The sequence below is a fragment of the Acinetobacter sp. CS-2 genome, assembly GCF_016599715.1.
GTDB lineage: Bacteria > Pseudomonadota > Gammaproteobacteria > Pseudomonadales > Moraxellaceae > Acinetobacter.
Map to the genome: position 1 here is coordinate 110,181 of NZ_CP067019.1, position 16,615 is coordinate 126,795.

Here is a 16,615-nt window from a genome sequence, read left to right on the forward strand (position 1 = left end):
ATATATTAGTAATAATTTTATATTTCTGGTTTGACTCTAATTTGAATTTAATTATATTAAAAACCCTGTAGACTTGGTGAAGAATCACTGGGTCTACAGGGTGGGGTTATTCGTTTACTTCATTAATATCCAAACTTAAATAATTAAATCTAAACTTAATTATTTGGTACAAACTTAATTATACGAACACACCAGCCTTATATCAAAATTTATTATTCAACCGTGACCGATTTTGCCAGGTTACGTGGCTGATCGACATCCGTTCCACGCAAGACAGCCACATGGTATGACAGTAGCTGCACAGGAATACTGTAAACAATTGGCGCAAGGAGTGGACTGATACTTGGCACATGAACCACATGCTGACGCTCTTTGCCTTTAATGCCGCTGTTCTCATCGGCAAAGACAAACAGTTCACCACCACGGGCCTGAACTTCTTCCATATTGGATTTGAGCTTGTCGAGCATGTCGTCTTGCGGAGCAAGAATCACCACCGGCATGTCATTGTCCACCAGTGCCAATGGACCATGTTTCAGTTCACCTGCTGCATAGCCTTCGGCATGAATATATGAAATTTCTTTCAGTTTCAATGCACCTTCAAGGGCAATTGGGAACTCGGTACCACGGCCTAAAAACAGGCAGTGCTGTTTTTCCACAAACAGTTCAGATAAACGCAGAATGTCTTTATTTTGTTGTAGGGTATCTAAGATAACCTTAGGGGTATGCCATAAATCAGTGGTAATGGCGGTAATTTGTTCAGCCGAGATAGTTTGCTTGACTTGACCAATCTTAAGTACCAGCAGCATGAGTGCGGCAAGCTGGGTGGTAAATGCTTTGGTTGACGCAACGCCAATTTCAGGTCCAGCCAAGGTTAACAGGCTATGATTGGTTTCACGTACCATTGAAGATGTAGCCACATTACAAATGGTCATAGTGGTAATGTTTAAACTTTTTGCAGCAGCGCGTTTTTGGGTATCACGCAGAGCAGCCAAAGTATCGGCGGTTTCACCGGATTGAGAAATACATACATAAAGTGTGTTATTGACAATCACAGGGGTGCGGTAACGGAATTCGCTGGCAATTTCGACTTGGCAAGGTAGGTCAATCAGTTGCTCAAACCAGTATTTTGCAATCATGCCGGCATGGTAACTGGTTCCACAGGCAATAATTTGCACCTGTTGAATCTTTTCAAAATCAGCAACGGCCTTATTTAAGAAATCTTCGCGTAAATCGTTGCCATTCAAGGCTTGGGAAATGGTCTGCTGAATCGCTTCAGGTTGCTCATAAATTTCTTTGAGCATGTAGTGCTTATATTCACCTTTAGACGCATTGCTGACTGTTGCATCCAGTTCTTTTACTGGACGATTCACCAATTTCCCATCCACGAACACTTCAATACTGTTGCGTGTTAAACGTGCAATATCACCTTCTTCCAGGTAAATAAAACGGTTGGTAATTGGAAGCAGGGCCAATTGATCCGAACTGATAAAGTTCTCGCCAATGCCGACACCAATAACCAAAGGTGAACCCTCACGAACGGTAATCAGCTCATTCGGATGATCAGTATGCACGATACCCAGTGCATAAGCCCCTTTGAGCTGAGGAACAACCTGTTGAACCGCTTCTAGAAGACTGGAAGTTGATTTCAATGCATCATTCACCAGATGCGCAACAACTTCAGTATCTGTTTGTGAAGTAAACACATAGCCTAGAGCTTCAAGATCGTCTTTCAGTTCTTGATAGTTTTCAATAATGCCGTTATGCACCACAGCCACCGTACCAGAAACATGCGGGTGAGCATTATTTTCAGTCGGTTTGCCATGGGTTGCCCAGCGGGTATGGGCAATCCCCAGTGAACCTTCGATATTCGACTCATTCACTGCCTGTTCTAGGTTGATCACTTTACCCACACGGCGTTCGCGCAGGACATGACCGCCATTGATCAGTGCAACCCCAGCTGAATCGTAGCCACGGTATTCAAGGCGCTTCAGGCCTTCAATTAAAATATTGCTAATATTACGTTCTGCAACGCCACCGACAATTCCGCACATATTTATAATCCTCTTATTTTTTCAGTTTTTGGGGGCGTTGATAGTTTTCTTTAGCCACTTGTTTTGAGCGTTCAAAGGCCAAACTATTTTCTGCGACATCGCGTGTGATGACTGAGCCAGCACCCACAGTTGCTCCATTGCCGATACTGACCGGAGCAACCAGTGAACTGTTCGAGCCGATAAAAGCTGAATCACCAATAATGGTTTTAAATTTATTCGCGCCATCATAATTGCAGGTAATGGTGCCGGCACCAATATTTGAACCTGCGCCAACTTCGGCATCACCTAAATAAGTAAAGTGATTGGCTTTAGAACCGAGTCCAATACTTGAATTTTTAACTTCAACAAAGTTGCCGATATGGACTTCATTGGCCAGTTTGGCACCTGGACGTAAACGGGCAAATGGACCAATTTGCGTATCTTCACCGACCACGGCATTGTCAAAGATACTGTAGGGTTGTACCTTGGTGCCTGCTGCAATCTTGGTATTCTTAATGACACAACCCGCACCAATTTCTACATTATTGCCAAGTTCACAATCGCCTTCGATAATCACGTTGATGTCGATACGTACGTCTTGACCGACTGTAAGATTGCCACGTAAGTCGAAACGGTTTGGATCAATGATATGCACACCTTGCTGCATCAGAAGTTTGGCCTGATAGAGCTGGAATTCACGTTCTAAAGCTGCAAGCTGGACCCGGTCATTCACGCCTTCAACTTCAAAGGCACGTTCCGGTTCTACAGAAGCCACTTCAAGACCATCGGCAATCGCCATGGCCACGATATCCGTCAGGTAATATTCGCCTTGGGCATTGTTGTTGCTTAATTTTGGTAACCATTGATGCAGTTTGGCATTGCTGACACAGTAAATACCGGTATTAATTTCCTTAATTTGACGCTGTGCATCGCTTGCATCTTTATGCTCAACAATGGCCTGAATTTTATTGTTTTCACGTACGATACGACCATAACCGGTAGCATCGGCCAGGGTTAATGTCACCAGGCCAATTCCTGTTTCACGTGAAACAGCGAGCAGCTTCTCTAAGGTTTCTTGGCTAATGCAAGGGACATCACCGGAAAGGATCAGTGAAACGCCATCAGTAGGTAGCACCGGTAAAGTCACTTTTACCGCATGACCAGTACCCAGCTGTTCGGCTTGTTCTACCCATTGAACATTTTCCTGTGCAAAAGCTTGTTGAACTAGATTACCGCCGTGTCCAAAAATGGTAATAATATTTTTGGCATTTAATTTTTTAGCCGTTTCAATGACATGACCGAGTAGAGGGCGTCCTGCGAGCGGCTGCAATACTTTGGGTAAGCTCGAACGCATTCGAGTTCCTTTACCGGCAGCAAGAATAATCACAGAAGTTGACATAATACACCTTAAAAACTTGGCTTAAGCCATTGAAATGTTGAGGTACACGAGAATACAGATTGCGGCCCAAATGCCGGCAATAATATCGTCAAACATAATGCCGAAACCGCCACCGACTTGTCGGTCGATGACACGAATAGGCCAGGGTTTCCAGACATCAAATAAGCGGAACAGGACAAATCCGACGAGCACCCAAAGCCAGCTCATTTGTGCGAAGTAAATCAGGGGCAGAAATGTAATCGATTGTCCTGCAAATTCATCCCAAACAATACGGCCATCGTCATGTACGCCCATTACTTTAGCGGTTTGCCCGCAAATATAAATGCCAATAAGTGACATTAAAATCATGGCGATAATGGAGGTTGTAAAGCCAATTGCAAGCCAGGCAGGAACAAACAGCAATGCAAAGGCCGAACCAAAAGTGCCCGGAGCTTTGGGTAACAACCCGGAACCAAATCCGACACCGCAAAAAACGATAAAGCGGTTGTACCAGGACATGTCTTTAAAATGAATCACAGGTTTATGCAAAGTGTTGATATCCATGAAAATGCAGCGAATGATCTACGCCATTCTGCACAAAAGTTAACTCAGTTTTTTGGTCAATTTGTCCAATTTTGCTAATGTTGACATCTAATTGTTGTTGCAAAAGCTTTTCATAATTTTGCGGGCTTATTGTAAAGCATAACTCGTAGTCATCGCCACCCGCGAGGGCATATTGCCATTGCTGTTCTTGAGTTAAATTTTGTAAATCTGGACTGATCGGTAACTGGCTTAATTCCAGTATTGCACCCACTTTTGAGGCTTTTAAAATATGGCCTAAATCTTGTGCTAATCCATCAGACACATCTATCATGCTGGATGCCAGGCCTTTGAGTTGTTGTCCAAGCTGACAACGTGGCGTTGGATAATCCAGACGTTTTTGTAGCGAATGTCCTAAATTGTGCAAAGCAAATGCAGCATCACCGACTGTGCCAGAGACACAGACATAATCACCGACTTGTGCGCCTGAGCGTGTGATGGCTTTGCCGGTTTCTATCCAGCCAAGTGCAGTGACCGAAATGGTGAGATGAGGACTTTGCGTGGTATCACCGCCAATTAAACTCACCCCAAATTGATCGCAGCAATCATATAAACCCTGGCTAAAGCCTTTGAGCCAGTCATGATCAATTTGGGGTAGGCTCAATGCCAGTAAAATGCTGTGCGGTTTGGCACCCATGGCGGCAATGTCAGATAAATTGACTGCAACAGATTTCCAGCCGATGGCATGGGGATTTGTATCTAAGGGGAAATGTCGTCCAGCAACTAAAGTATCGGCACAGATGACCAGTTGTTGCTGTGGAGGAGGGGTGAGCAAGGCTGAGTCATCACCGACACCCAAATCGACCGACGCAGAAGTTTGTCGATTAAAATAAGTATCAATGATCGAGAACTCAGCCATACAACAAATCTACTTTATTTAGTTGGCTTGTTGCTTTTCTGCTGCACGCAAGGTTGTCGCTAAACGATCCAATACACCGTTGATGTATTTATGGCTGTCTGCACCGCCAAAATGTTTAGCCAGCTCGATTGCTTCATCTAAAACGACACGATATGGAATTTCAAGATGTTCTTTCAATTCATACGCACCCAGACGAAGAGTCGCGAGTTCAACGCCGTCAAGCGCACTAATTTCACGATCCAGCACAGGGATTAAGAGCGCATCCAATGCTTCATGATTGGCAACCACTTGAGTCAACAATTCATGATAATAGCCGAGATCCACTTTGTGCATGGCATTCTCCACACGTGTACGTGCTTCAATTTCATGTACCGGATTGTGGCTCATCTGCCATTCATAAATTCCTTGTACAGTAAAACGACGTGCTTTGCGTTTTGCTGCATAAGTTGCTTGAAGTGTTTGCGACATAGCGTTAAATAGCCTTTAACAAGTTAACCATTTCAATCGCAGTAAGAGCAGCTTCACTGCCTTTATTACCTGCTTTTGTACCCGAGCGTTCAATCGCCTGTTCAATACTATCCGTAGTCAATACACCATTAATGATCGGTAAGCCAGTGTCCAGGCCAACCACGCCTAAACCTTTGGCACATTCGCCAGCAACAAAGTCGAAGTGCGGCGTGCTACCACGAATCACTGCGCCCAGGGCAATGATGGCATCAAAACGATCAGCAGCAGCCAGTTTCTTAGCCACTACCGGAAGTTCCCAAGCGCCAGGTGCATGAACAACAGTGATATTATCCTCTGATACACCATGACGTTTCAATGTATCAATTGCGCCTTCTAATAGATGTTCGACAACAAAACTATTAAAACGACCCACTAAAATCGCGTAACGGCCTTCGCTCGCGAGATGTAACATACCTTCAATACGGCGAACTGCCATAGCAACCTCGATGATTTCTTAAGTTGTTTGATGTGCAGTGATGTATTCCACCACTTCTAAGTTAAAACCTGATAACGCATTAAAACGTAATGGAGAGCTGAGCAATTTCATTTTCTCAACGCCTAAATCACGTAAAATCTGGGCACCGACACCAATGGTTTGGTACTGCTGAGACAGTGCAGCATTGGATTTGGCTGGTTTGGGTGTATTTAAACTTTCCAGCGCAGGGCCAAGGTCCGGTAGATGATGTTGGCCAATCCACACCAAAACGCCACGCTCGCTAGAAGCAATTTCTTTCAGCGCTTTGTCAAGATTCCAGGCCGGTTCGCCATCTTGCTTGTTGATTTTCAGCAGGTCACGTACTGGGTTAAAGCCATGAACGCGAACGGTAGTGACCCCTTCTTTTGGTTCACCTTTAACCAAGGCTAAATGAATATCCGGGTTACCAATTTCACGGTAACGGAACAGTTCGAAAGTTCCGTATTCCGTATTTAAAGTTTGTTGATCCAGACGTTCAACCGTTTGTTCATTGGTCATGCGGTAATGGATTAAATCCGCAATAGTCCCGATTTTTAAACCATGCTTTTCAGCAAAAATTTCTAAATCTGGACGGCGCGCCATGGTGCCGTCTTCTTTAATAATTTCACAAATCACTGATGCAGGTTCAAGTCCTGCAAGACGGGCCAAGTCACAGCCTGCTTCAGTATGCCCGGCACGGTGCAATACGCCACCTGGCTGTGCCATCAACGGAAAAATATGACCCGGTTGTACAATGTCCGCAGGTTTGGCATGCGCGGCCACAGCAGTCTGAATGGTATGAGCACGTTCAGCTGCTGAAATACCTGTGGTAATACCGTTGGCGGCTTCAATTGAAAGCGTAAAGTTAGTCCCATGCTGGGCGCCGTTGGCATCTACCATGAGGGGAAGATTGAGCTGTTGACAACGGTCGCGGCTCAAGGTGAGACAAACCAAACCACGTGCATGTGTGATCATGAAGTTGATGTCTTCAGGACGTATGTGAGTCGCAGCAATGACGAGATCACCTTCATTTTCACGGTCTTCATCATCCATCAGGATGACCATTTTTCCTGCACGGATATCTGCTACGAGCTCTTCAACGGTATTGAGCGGCATCAACCTTCACCTTCTTTTTGTCTCAAATGACATTTTGCTTGCATTGATTGTTGCATAGTCTACCGTTTTTTTACGATGTTTGCCTATGCTTATTGATTTCCATTCCTGGTTCATTGTTATACACAGAGCCTGAACGCTTGAAAAGAGGCCTTTATTTTAAAAAGCCGTGATTATGCTGAATCTTTAAGCAGTTGAAATACATAAATAATGACAAGCTTATGCAAAATGCTGCTGATTTATAGGGTTTTGTATGCGAATAGAATAAAAAAGCCCCCATCTTTCGATGAGGGCTTTTTTGAATCTGGAGCGGGAAAGGAGACTCGAACTCCCGTACCCCAACCTTGGCAAGAGTCACCGACATAAAATACACTAAATAACATAATTGGTATTTTAATAAACTCTATATATAACAGTTATATAGGGTTTTTATTTTGTGTGGTGTAATTTAAGGTAGGGTGGAGTACTTTGATTTTTGGTCACTAATTTATTGTGATAATCAACAATAATAACCAACATACACATGCTTAATCTAAAGGTATTTTACTGACTGGTATAATTTTATGATGAGAGGGGTGTTGCCTGGGGCTACGGTTTCTGTTTTGCCTTTTGACGTAATACGTACAAATATAAGCTTTCTACTTTTTCACGTGCCCATGGTGTGGTACGCAAGAATCGCAATGATGATTTAACACTTGGGTCTATGCAAAAACATCTAATTTCAATTTTACGACTTAAACCTTCAAAGCCACCGTAGTAATCCAATAATTCATCCAAAATGTCAGCAAGTTTTTTGCCGTGTAAAGGGTCATTGGAGGTATTCATAATAGATCAATAGTATTTTGGGTGGCCATTATTATAACCTGGGCTAGTTGGAAAACTAGAGAGTTGGAATGTAGGTAATGATGGACTGAATAGCCACCAAAATTCTGGAGCACGCCTAGCCATCGGGTGATGTATCATATATATGACTTTGTAATCCCATTTGCTGTGTAGGAAATTTTTTCTTAATGGGTCACCTTTTTATGGAAGTAGGTAAGAGAAAAGCTCTAAACCTTTACGGATCGCTTCAGCACTGTACTTAAAGGCAATTAATGGTTGACCTGTGATTACTGTTGAGGCGACCAGTGTACCCTAAAGCCAATATTCACCCCATCCATTGTAGTAAACATTAAGTTTTTTGAGCATGGGTTTATTTTCTTTTGATACGTTGGCGAGCCGTATTGCTCTCATAGCGAAGAATGTCATCTACACTGTTTAAATGAGGTTTGAAGAGTTCCTCTAATTCTTTTAATCGGCCTAGTACCATGGCAACGCGTACTAAATTTTCAAATGAAACATTTCGACCTGCTTCCAGATTGGATACTGTATTCACACCAATACCAGCACGTGCAGCAACATCTGCCTGAGTCATTTCCAGATAAAGCCGTTCTTTACGAAGCCTCTCACATAATAATGCAACAACTTCTTCAGGTTTTCTGAATCTTAAATCCATAATATTAGGTCTTATGTTTAGATATAGCTATTAAGCCACAAAATAATGGAGTTATAAAATGTGTCGGTTGATCGATGAAAAGGTGCTTTATTGGCCTGATTAGATCCTATTAGATTAAAAAGATCTAATTAGATATTTACAATCTAATGGAGTCTAATACAATCTATGGTAATAAATAAATCATTGCCGAGTAATTAAAATGATGACCATCTCCAATGACCCTTGGCACTTTCCACGTACCGAATTGGCGAAACAAATTTTAGGCATGTTTGAGACTGGACTAGCTAGTTCTCTGACTTTTTTTGCCCCACGCCGGATGGGAAAAACTGAATTTTTACGAAAAGATATTACGCCCCTAGCAGAACAGCTTGGATGGCGCGTTTTTTATTTCAGTTTTTTAGATGCAGGCCTGCATAGTGAAGGGCAGTTTGTAAAAGCTCTTGATGAGTTTTCAAAACAAAATGGCTTAATGGGGAAAGCCACAGATTGGATTAAAAATATTGGTTCTTTAAGTACAGAGGTGGCAGGGGTAAAAGCTGAAGTGACACTTCTACAAGGACAAGTGAATTCCAGTATTTTGTCTAGCATTACTAAACTGGCTCAGCAGGGGAAACCTATTTTACTGTTACTTGATGAGATTCAGGCTTTAGCTAGTTCAAAATATAAAACCACGATTGCCAGTTTACGTACCGCTTTAGATATGCATAAAGAAACAATAAAGGTGATTTTTACTGGTTCAAGTCGAGAAGGCCTGAGACAAATGTTTTCTGTGAGTAGTGCTCCATTTTTTCATTATGGACAGAATTTACCTTTTCCAAATCTAACAAAAGCATTTACAGATCATCTGGCAGATGTATTTAATCAGACAACAGGACGTAGTTTGAATAAAGAAATTTTATGGCACGCTTTTTTAGATATGAAGCAAAGTCCTCAACTAGCAAGATCATTAGTGGAGCGTTTAGCCTTAAACCCAATGCTGGCTATAGATTTTGCCAAGGAACAGCTTATAGCCGATACAATGGGGCATCGTGACTTTTCGGGATTATGGGGAGAGTTTAAGTTATTAGAACAGCTAATTTTAAAAGCCATAGCGGAATCGCAAGTTGAACTTTATAGTAGCCAATTTAGACAACATCTGGCTGATTCCATTGGTGTAGATAACATTGCGGTATCAAGTATTCAATCGGCCCTACGTTCTTTATCAAAAAAACAAATTATTTTTAAACCAGAAAATGGTACTTATGAAATCGAGGATGCTCTTTTTAAAGAATGGATTATGGATGAAGCATAATTTTGAAAACTCACTTGGATAAAAATAATACTTTACTACTATAATAAGTATATAATAGGCAAAACTGCCTGTACTTTACTATTTAAATAGAATTATGAATGATTTTTGATCTTTCCAAATATTTCTGAATAATCAATCGATCGATTGTGCCACTATTGAAGTAATAGGTGAAAAAGCTAAAGGTTGGAAAGCTAGCTGCGGAACATATTATTCAATGGATTACGCAATTGAACATAACCAAGATGAAATCTATCGGGATAGATGATGAAATTCTAGAAAATTGTGCATATCGCATTGAAGATATTTGCGCACAATTAAAGGAGATTTGTTATGGATAAACGTTTTATTCCACTCTCTCAAATAGAGCAAATTAAAAAAAGACAATATGTCTTAGAACAGATTCAACTGAATCCCGATTGGCCGATACATGTCATTGCAAAATTCATTAGAATAGAGCTGCATCTGACATTACATGAAATGTCCAAGATCACTAAAATTTCGCTTCAAACTTTACAGAAACTAGAGCGATCAGATGCAAATCCAACTCTAGAAACAATGCTAAAATTTTTAACCCCATTTGGTTTAAAATTAACGGTCGTGAAGAAATGATCACTTCTATCAGGATATTTTCGACCTCAATGATCTGTTTAACTTCTCGGATTTGATTGTCTTTACTCACAATATTCCTATTGAGTGAGTCGAATCTGTGCTCGGGTTGAGCAGTTCGGCTACTGTTCTGAAATGACAGCTTTGTCCGTTATAATTGTATAAACATTTTTAGTGTCTGGTAATTATGTCCTCATTGATCAATTTTCTATCTCGCTTTAGTACAGCAACTCTTCAGCGCAGTCTTAGCTATGCTAAACGCATTGATAGGGAAACGATTGAGTTCTTTGAGGAAAAAGACGGGGTTACGATGTATGCCCAAATTGAAGGGACAGATTATTACGATACTGCAATTACCTATAATCCCCAAAAAGACCGTTTAATCGATGACGACTGCACTTGTCCGGTTGGATATAACTGTAAACATGCTGCTGCTTTAGCGCGGTTATTCTTTCAGGAATATCGCCAGGAATTTCAGCAGCGTTATGCTGACTCTCAATCCCCGCAGGGAATCGCAAAACGCCTACGGGGGGATGATCAGGCACAGCGCTGGCTGAATGATTTTAAACGGTATTTACAACAGACTGAACCAGAGCAATCTGTCAAAACAAACAATTATTTAATTTACCTGTTAGATCAGTCTGTCAGCTTAAAGAAATTGACAGTTGATGTTCAGAAGGCCAGACGCAATAAAAACGGCTCAATTGCGGGGGAAAGTTATTATACCCAATATGAAAATATCACCAGAAAGCATCTGACTTTACCTGAACAAAAACGACAATTATTTAACCAGATTTATTATTATGCCAAAATAAACAGTGACGAACGTTTTTATCAAAGCAATCTTGATATCTCCGGAATTTTATTGGAGCATTTCAAATCTTTTATTCAAAGTGGCGATGTGTACTGGCAAAAAAAGAGCCATACTGCACTTCAATGGTCAGAACAAGGCTATCACATCGAACTGATCTGGCAACAAGGTGTAAACAAACAGACAGAGCATTTAAATATTGAATTGGTCAATGGTGATATTCGACTCGATTTAAAATCAAATCCACATATCCAAATTCTCGCTAGCCAGCCACCGTGTTATGTGGATATTCAACAGAACACGGTGGGCCAGTTATATGGTGAATATACGGCAAATCTTCTGTACCATTTTTTACAGATGCCTGATCTTCCATCTATGCTCTTGCCAGAGTTTGAGAAACTGACTCATCAATATTCAGACGTGAAAAATCTGCCTCAGCCCGAGTCTATTCAGCATATTGATGTCCTTGAGGGTAGTCCCCAGCCAATTTTACGCTTCGGTGTTTTAGATAAATTTGATTGGAAATGGGAAGAGTCTGTTTGTGCTGAAATTGAATTCTCCTATGCAGGCGGGCGAATTAAAGCAGGTACATCAGGTGACAGTTTCATTGGTGAGCAGCATGACAAAATGGTGCGACAGCTTCGGGACTTAGTTCAGGAACAACAGTCAATCCAGCGTTTACAGCTATTGGTCGAATCACTGAAGTGGGTGAAAGATCTTAGTTATGACCAGCAATTAAAACTGGATAAACAACGTCTCGATTCTATGGTTTTTGCTTTCTATGGAGACTGGATCAAACAGCTGATGCCCATCAATCAAATTGAGTTGATGGGCTGGCAGATAGAGCATCTGGAAAACAGCCCCTTTAACCTGCAATATGTTGAAAATTTAAATATTTCTATCACTGAATCTGAAGGCCAGCAGGACTGGTTCAATATCGGGGCGACGGTTCAAGACAGTGCAGGCAATTCTTATAATTTACTTGATGCGCTCGTAGCTTTGGTGCGAGTAAATCCTGATTTACTTGATCCGCGGACTTTTATTCATCTGCATGACAGTCAAATTTTCACCGTGAAAACTGCAGTTGATCAACCTGATTTGGCGCTATCCGCCAGGGATATTAAGCCGGTATTATTGCATCTGCAGAGCATTTTACAGCAAGAAGAGCGCAGTATTGATCGCTATGATGCGAGTCAATTATTAGAATTGCAGCATAATCTTGGGATGACATGGCAGGTCAGTGATCGCCTGCAGAAATTTGTACATAAATTCAAACAAGGCTATCAGCAACAACTGCCGACACCACAAGGTTTTCAGGGGGAGTTGCGTCTATACCAGCAGCAGGGCTTAGGCTGGTTACAGTTTTTAAGGGAAACCCAGCATGGCGGGATTCTGGCAGATGATATGGGCTTGGGGAAAACAGCACAAACTTTAGCCCATTTACTCATGGAAAAGCAGGCTGGATATTTGCAGGATAGTCCCGCCTTAATTGTTGCACCCACATCGCTGATGCATAACTGGTTCAAAGAAGCGGAGAAATTTACCCCAGAGCTCAAGGTATTGCTGCTACAGGGGCCCGATCGCCATCAGTATTTTGAGCAGATTCCGCACTATGATATTGTGTTAACCACCTATCCGCTTCTGGCGAGAGATGAAGAGCAACTAAAGCAATATGAATATCATCAACTCATTTTGGATGAGGCGCAGAATATCAAAAATCCGCGCGCCAAAGCTGCACAGGTAGTACGGCAATTAACAGCGCGACATCGTCTATGTCTAACCGGTACACCTATGGAAAATCATTTGGGTGAGCTGTGGGCACTATTTTATTTCCTGATGCCAGGATTTTTATATTCACAAGAAATTTTTAATAAAAAGTACCGTCATCCGATTGAAAAGCGCGGTGATGAGCAGTTAAGACAAAAGTTGGTCAACCGGATTAAGCCCTTCATTTTACGTCGCTTGAAAACTGACGTAGCCAAAGAGTTGCCAGAAAAAACCACGATTGAAGTCAATATTGATATGAATGACCAGCAATCCAAGTTATATGAGGCTGTTCGTGCCACGATGCAGGCAAGCATTCAGAAAATTGTGGCAGAAAAAGGCTTTAAACGTAGTCAAATTCAAATTTTAGATGCCTTACTGAAGCTACGTCAGGTGTGCTGCCATCCTAGCTTACTAAAGCTGGATTCAGTGAAAATTGGGCAGGCGCATTCTGCCAAACTTGAACAGTTGATGGATATGGTCGTTCCAATGGTGGAAGAGGGGCGAAAAATTCTTATCTTCTCTCAGTTTACCTCAATGTTGGAACTGATTGAACAACAGTTCCATCACGCAGAAATTGGCTATGTGAAGCTGACTGGAAAGACCAAAAAGCGAGATGAAGTCATTACAGCGTTTCAGTCTGGACAAGTGCCGGTATTTTTAATCAGTCTGAAAGCAGGAGGGGTCGGTTTGAATCTAACTGCCGCAGATACGGTCATTCACTATGATCCATGGTGGAACCCTGCTGCTGAAGATCAAGCTTCAGATCGTGCATGGCGGATTGGACAGGACAAGCCGGTATTTGTCTATAAGCTGATTACTAATAAAAGCATAGAAGAAAAAATTCTTGCCTTACAGCAAAATAAAGCAGAACTGGCACACTCTATTCTAAGTACCGATCATGAGGGCGAAGCGAAACTGACGGAAAATGACGTGATGAACTTGTTTGAGAAATTTTAGTTTGGTTTCAGATTACCCTAATCATCTGTAAGTATCTGAAAGTCTGGATGCAATTTTTTCCAATGTTCTCTTAATTTTTCTTTATGAGCAGAAATCATAGGTAAGTCTAGTAATAGCACTGGCCATACTGACCGTGCTTTGTCCATGATCGCGTGAAGTTGTTTTTCAATAACACGCCATGGAACACCGACTTTTTCAGCCCATTGTTCAAAGTGTTTCATCTCAGCTAAATACCAATCTTTATTTTTAGCAAGATTCAATGCGAAATGACGCTCATTTTCAATATATACACTAGTCATCAATATATCGTATGCGGGAGATAATCTTGGTGTTCTTTTGTCCTGATAAATCATACTCCAGTTTTTTAAGTGTGCATCTCCATTGGCGAGCAAAATATTGACAAGTAAGCGGCTGGCAAATTGCTGAATATCAAGAATTTTGTTATCTGAAAATTGATAAATGATCTTTCCTATCTGCTCATAATTTGTGGTGCTGTATTTCTGCTGTGGATATGCACCGAAGATCTGAGCAAAGTCTTCGATGTGAATAAGCTCTGTAGTATCAGCAGTACTCTGTCTATCAAATCTTTTGATTGCGAAAGCATATTGCTCTTGGGGTAAATTTAATGGTGGAAGGTCTTGTAAAAGGGCCATATCCACCAAGCGAATCTCAGGGACATCTATTCCGACCGTTTTGGCAAGGGTCATCATAGAATATTCATTTAGCGGAACAAAAGCATGTCTGGAAGAAGGAGTTTTGATAATCCAGTCCCCGAGTAGAGTCGTTTCCGTTGCCTGTGCTAGTGTAAAACGCCCATCTTTGGCTTTCATGGAAAACTTCATTTGGACGCCGGCCAAGGAAAACTTATTATCTGTTCGAATCTCTTGCTTTAAAATTTGATCTGGATTCGAGATCTGCAGTTTGAATTTTATTTCATCTGGAATTTCTTCTGGATCTAATGGAGTCGCAATGAGTGCTCCAGGTAAATCATGACCTAAAGCTGCCAATAACTGAAATTCATTGTCTATATGTACTTTGAGGCTTTGTGCAATCAGTTCACGTAATGCACCTTCTGGTAGCAAGTTTGATAGCAAGGGGTGTAAGCGCTGATGTGTAACATAGGTCTTTTCTAAAATTTTATCCGCTTGAGGATACAAGGGGGAAGTCAGCAGGCTCAAGGTCGGACGTTGCTGATCAAAGCGGAAAGAATCTGTAAAAACCAGAATATTTTTTCCGCTCTGAAATCCTGCCAAGTATCCAACGATACCGTGATGTAATGTTAATTTCAGGACGGCAACAGTATTCATGGTTCCTCTCCTCCGAGAAGACCCTTCCATGGGTTAGTCATTAAGTCATCCTGATCTTCAATAGTGACTTTAATTTCATCATTCAATAATTGTCTGATCAAATGAACCTTATCATCAGGGATGAGCATCAGTTGAGCATTTAATCCTGCCGCTATAATTTCTAAGGTCTCTAATCGAGGGTTGCCCTGACTTTCCAGTTTTTGGTACTGCTGTCTTGAAATGCCTGTACGGGATTGCATATCAACTTGCTTTAAGCCCAATTGGGTTCGTCTTTTTTTGATTTGCTGAAGTAAAGACTTATTCATTGTAGATACATTTATTGCTTTTAGGTCCTATAAGAAACATATTAGTTTCTTTTTTTTTGAAAAGCAATTTATGAATTTATCATTTCGATCTGTAAAATAGCCCTACTTGTATGAGAAATGGGTGTTCAAGTTGTTGTTGATTTTGCATTGTTGGATGTAAATACCAAATGATAAGAGCCTGTAAATAATTTCATTCATCATATTCTGAAAATATTTCTTCAATTTCATCCCACTGTGGCAATTTAAACTTTTTTTTATTCACTTCGAATTGTAAACCCACGCCATCAAGCACACGTTCAAATATGTCAAATGAACCTGTAAAACGGCCATTCTCTATCTCTGAAATTGTTGTTTTATTGACTTTAGTCTTTTCTGAAAGACTTTTCTGTGTATAGCCTAATCCTTTTCTTGCCAAACGTATTTCTTTACCTATTTCGCCTCTTGTAGCCATATCAATTTTTCGCTCCCGAAACTTGTTAGCCATATAGCAAACTTTTAACTAATTATGGTGAATGTTTGCTATATAGCAAACTTCTATAATGATTGTTGAATAGTTATTGAATTTATAAGGGGGATTTACCTCGCATCAGGTTAATAAAATCCAATATATAGCAGCAGTTCGCAATTAATTGACGGAATTAGGCCAGACATATACATCTTGAGAAGAAGGGGGATTCTTATACCTCGCATTTGAATTATTGGAGAGGACTATCACTTTCAAATTTTTCTATAATACTTTGCTTATCTTAAAGTTTAGCCCGAAGACCTTCCACCAATTGTAAAACAGAGGCCAATCCTTGAGGGTTCTGAATCTGTTCTATTGGAATACCACTCATCAATTTATTGGGTGATTTCATAAAATGCTGCATCCAGGCTGTATCCCCACCTGTAAGAGCATCTAGTGATGTGGTAATACGGATTAAAGTGAGGGCGATTTCTCCCTGTTTTGAAGTGGGATCTAATTCAAGAGAGGTTAATTTTTTCACTGAATCTATATTCAGTATTAAGGCTAGTTGATCTTGTGTAAGACCAAGGCGCTCAGCAGCAGCTAAAACTGCCTTAGCTAATATCATTTTCTGTTTTGCAGTTTTTTCTGATGTTGTACGCATGACTGATCCCTGTTTCAGACGCTGCT

General features: G+C 41.1%; 16 protein-coding genes and 1 pseudogene. 3 read left to right on the top strand and 14 right to left on the bottom strand.

The window, feature by feature from the left end; all coding sequences use genetic code 11:
- Nucleotides 1–212: 212 nt before the first annotated feature.
- The 10 genes and pseudogenes from glmS to JFY49_RS00545 form a co-directional block, all read right to left on the bottom strand.
- Nucleotides 213–2,051, bottom strand: a complete 1,839-nt coding sequence (gene glmS / locus JFY49_RS00500; protein WP_180042645.1) for a glutamine--fructose-6-phosphate transaminase (isomerizing) — start codon at nt 2,049–2,051, stop codon at nt 213–215.
- 13 nt (nt 2,052–2,064) lie between these two features.
- On the bottom strand, nt 2,065–3,429 hold the full coding sequence (gene glmU, locus JFY49_RS00505; protein ID WP_086196724.1) for a bifunctional UDP-N-acetylglucosamine diphosphorylase/glucosamine-1-phosphate N-acetyltransferase GlmU: 1,365 nt from the start codon (nt 3,427–3,429) through the stop codon (nt 2,065–2,067).
- A gap of 21 nt (nt 3,430–3,450) precedes the next feature.
- Complete coding sequence (locus JFY49_RS00510) at nt 3,451–3,972, bottom strand: phosphatidylglycerophosphatase A (protein ID WP_200223453.1); 522 nt, start codon at nt 3,970–3,972, stop codon at nt 3,451–3,453.
- Nucleotides 3,950–4,867 (bottom strand): thiamine-phosphate kinase, encoded by a 918-nt coding sequence (gene thiL / locus JFY49_RS00515; protein WP_180174367.1) that lies wholly within the window; start codon nt 4,865–4,867, stop codon nt 3,950–3,952. Before thiL ends, JFY49_RS00510 begins: the two co-directional genes overlap by 23 nt.
- 18 nt (nt 4,868–4,885) lie before the next feature.
- Nucleotides 4,886–5,335 (bottom strand): transcription antitermination factor NusB, encoded by a 450-nt coding sequence (gene nusB, locus JFY49_RS00520; protein WP_086196721.1) that lies wholly within the window; start codon nt 5,333–5,335, stop codon nt 4,886–4,888.
- Nucleotides 5,336–5,339: 4 nt separating this feature from the next.
- On the bottom strand, nt 5,340–5,810 hold the full coding sequence (ribE, locus tag JFY49_RS00525) for a 6,7-dimethyl-8-ribityllumazine synthase (RefSeq protein ID WP_086196720.1): 471 nt from the start codon (nt 5,808–5,810) through the stop codon (nt 5,340–5,342).
- 18 nt (nt 5,811–5,828) lie between these two features.
- Entirely contained in the window at nt 5,829–6,944 is a 1,116-nt protein-coding gene (ribBA, locus tag JFY49_RS00530; RefSeq protein ID WP_180176252.1) for a bifunctional 3,4-dihydroxy-2-butanone-4-phosphate synthase/GTP cyclohydrolase II, read from the bottom strand.
- Nucleotides 6,945–7,529: 585 nt separating this feature from the next.
- A complete protein-coding gene (locus JFY49_RS00535) occupies nt 7,530–7,766 on the bottom strand; it encodes a VF530 family DNA-binding protein (protein ID WP_002058193.1) in 237 nt (78 codons plus the stop codon).
- 118 nt (nt 7,767–7,884) lie between these two features.
- Nucleotides 7,885–8,069 (bottom strand): annotated as a pseudogene (locus JFY49_RS17450) (type II toxin-antitoxin system HipA family toxin); the annotation flags it as partial.
- 64 nt (nt 8,070–8,133) lie between these two features.
- A complete protein-coding gene (locus JFY49_RS00545; RefSeq protein ID WP_087013817.1) occupies nt 8,134–8,436 on the bottom strand; it encodes a helix-turn-helix transcriptional regulator in 303 nt (100 codons plus the stop codon).
- A gap of 199 nt (nt 8,437–8,635) precedes the next feature.
- Between JFY49_RS00545 and JFY49_RS00550 the strand changes: the two genes are divergently transcribed.
- From JFY49_RS00550 to JFY49_RS00565, 3 genes are all read left to right on the top strand, one after another.
- Nucleotides 8,636–9,727 carry an ATP-binding protein gene (locus JFY49_RS00550; RefSeq protein WP_180042640.1) on the top strand — a complete coding sequence of 364 codons (1,092 nt, stop codon included), beginning with the start codon at nt 8,636–8,638 and terminating at the stop codon, nt 9,725–9,727.
- Between the two features lie 330 nt (nt 9,728–10,057).
- Nucleotides 10,058–10,336, top strand: a complete 279-nt coding sequence (locus tag JFY49_RS00560) for a helix-turn-helix domain-containing protein (protein WP_087013822.1) — start codon at nt 10,058–10,060, stop codon at nt 10,334–10,336.
- Between the two features lie 184 nt (nt 10,337–10,520).
- A complete protein-coding gene (locus tag JFY49_RS00565; protein WP_180038326.1) occupies nt 10,521–13,868 on the top strand; it encodes a DEAD/DEAH box helicase in 3,348 nt (1,115 codons plus the stop codon).
- A 17-nt stretch (nt 13,869–13,885) separates the two neighbouring features.
- On the opposite strand, the gene JFY49_RS00570 is transcribed toward JFY49_RS00565, so the two are convergent.
- The 4 genes from JFY49_RS00570 to JFY49_RS00585 form a co-directional block, all read right to left on the bottom strand.
- Nucleotides 13,886–15,175: a type II toxin-antitoxin system HipA family toxin gene (locus tag JFY49_RS00570; protein ID WP_180082144.1), complete on the bottom strand. Its 1,290-nt coding sequence runs from the start codon at nt 15,173–15,175 to the stop codon at nt 13,886–13,888.
- Complete coding sequence (locus tag JFY49_RS00575) at nt 15,172–15,480, bottom strand: helix-turn-helix transcriptional regulator (protein ID WP_004282130.1); 309 nt, start codon at nt 15,478–15,480, stop codon at nt 15,172–15,174. Before JFY49_RS00575 ends, JFY49_RS00570 begins: the two co-directional genes overlap by 4 nt.
- Before the next feature lie 190 nt (nt 15,481–15,670).
- The gene (locus JFY49_RS00580) at nt 15,671–15,931 is read right to left on the bottom strand and encodes a helix-turn-helix domain-containing protein (protein ID WP_004907126.1); all 261 of its coding nucleotides are present in this window, start codon (nt 15,929–15,931) and stop codon (nt 15,671–15,673) included.
- A 295-nt stretch (nt 15,932–16,226) separates the two neighbouring features.
- On the bottom strand, nt 16,227–16,589 hold the full coding sequence (locus JFY49_RS00585; RefSeq protein WP_004907123.1) for an MbcA/ParS/Xre antitoxin family protein: 363 nt from the start codon (nt 16,587–16,589) through the stop codon (nt 16,227–16,229).
- Nucleotides 16,590–16,615 lie beyond the last annotated feature (26 nt).

What these genes read in the sequence shown, in the direction of transcription:
- JFY49_RS00550 (WP_180042640.1), top strand. Translation starts at nt 8,636, where the DNA reads ATGATGACCATCTCCAATGACCCTTGGCACTTTCCACGTACCGAATTG.
- ribBA (WP_180176252.1), bottom strand. Translation starts at nt 6,944, where the DNA reads ATGCCGCTCAATACCGTTGAAGAGCTCGTAGCAGATATCCGTGCAGGA.
- JFY49_RS00560 (WP_087013822.1), top strand. Translation starts at nt 10,058, where the DNA reads ATGGATAAACGTTTTATTCCACTCTCTCAAATAGAGCAAATTAAAAAA.
- JFY49_RS00585 (WP_004907123.1), bottom strand. Translation starts at nt 16,589, where the DNA reads ATGCGTACAACATCAGAAAAAACTGCAAAACAGAAAATGATATTAGCT.
- thiL (WP_180174367.1), bottom strand. Translation starts at nt 4,867, where the DNA reads ATGGCTGAGTTCTCGATCATTGATACTTATTTTAATCGACAAACTTCT.
- JFY49_RS00575 (WP_004282130.1), bottom strand. Translation starts at nt 15,480, where the DNA reads ATGAATAAGTCTTTACTTCAGCAAATCAAAAAAAGACGAACCCAATTG.
- JFY49_RS00580 (WP_004907126.1), bottom strand. Translation starts at nt 15,931, where the DNA reads ATGGCTACAAGAGGCGAAATAGGTAAAGAAATACGTTTGGCAAGAAAA.
- ribE (WP_086196720.1), bottom strand. Translation starts at nt 5,810, where the DNA reads ATGGCAGTTCGCCGTATTGAAGGTATGTTACATCTCGCGAGCGAAGGC.
- JFY49_RS00570 (WP_180082144.1), bottom strand. Translation starts at nt 15,175, where the DNA reads ATGAATACTGTTGCCGTCCTGAAATTAACATTACATCACGGTATCGTT.
- glmU (WP_086196724.1), bottom strand. Translation starts at nt 3,429, where the DNA reads ATGTCAACTTCTGTGATTATTCTTGCTGCCGGTAAAGGAACTCGAATG.
- nusB (WP_086196721.1), bottom strand. Translation starts at nt 5,335, where the DNA reads ATGTCGCAAACACTTCAAGCAACTTATGCAGCAAAACGCAAAGCACGT.
- JFY49_RS00545 (WP_087013817.1), bottom strand. Translation starts at nt 8,436, where the DNA reads ATGGATTTAAGATTCAGAAAACCTGAAGAAGTTGTTGCATTATTATGT.
- glmS (WP_180042645.1), bottom strand. Translation starts at nt 2,051, where the DNA reads ATGTGCGGAATTGTCGGTGGCGTTGCAGAACGTAATATTAGCAATATT.
- JFY49_RS00510 (WP_200223453.1), bottom strand. Translation starts at nt 3,972, where the DNA reads ATGGATATCAACACTTTGCATAAACCTGTGATTCATTTTAAAGACATG.
- JFY49_RS00565 (WP_180038326.1), top strand. Translation starts at nt 10,521, where the DNA reads ATGTCCTCATTGATCAATTTTCTATCTCGCTTTAGTACAGCAACTCTT.
- JFY49_RS00535 (WP_002058193.1), bottom strand. Translation starts at nt 7,766, where the DNA reads ATGAATACCTCCAATGACCCTTTACACGGCAAAAAACTTGCTGACATT.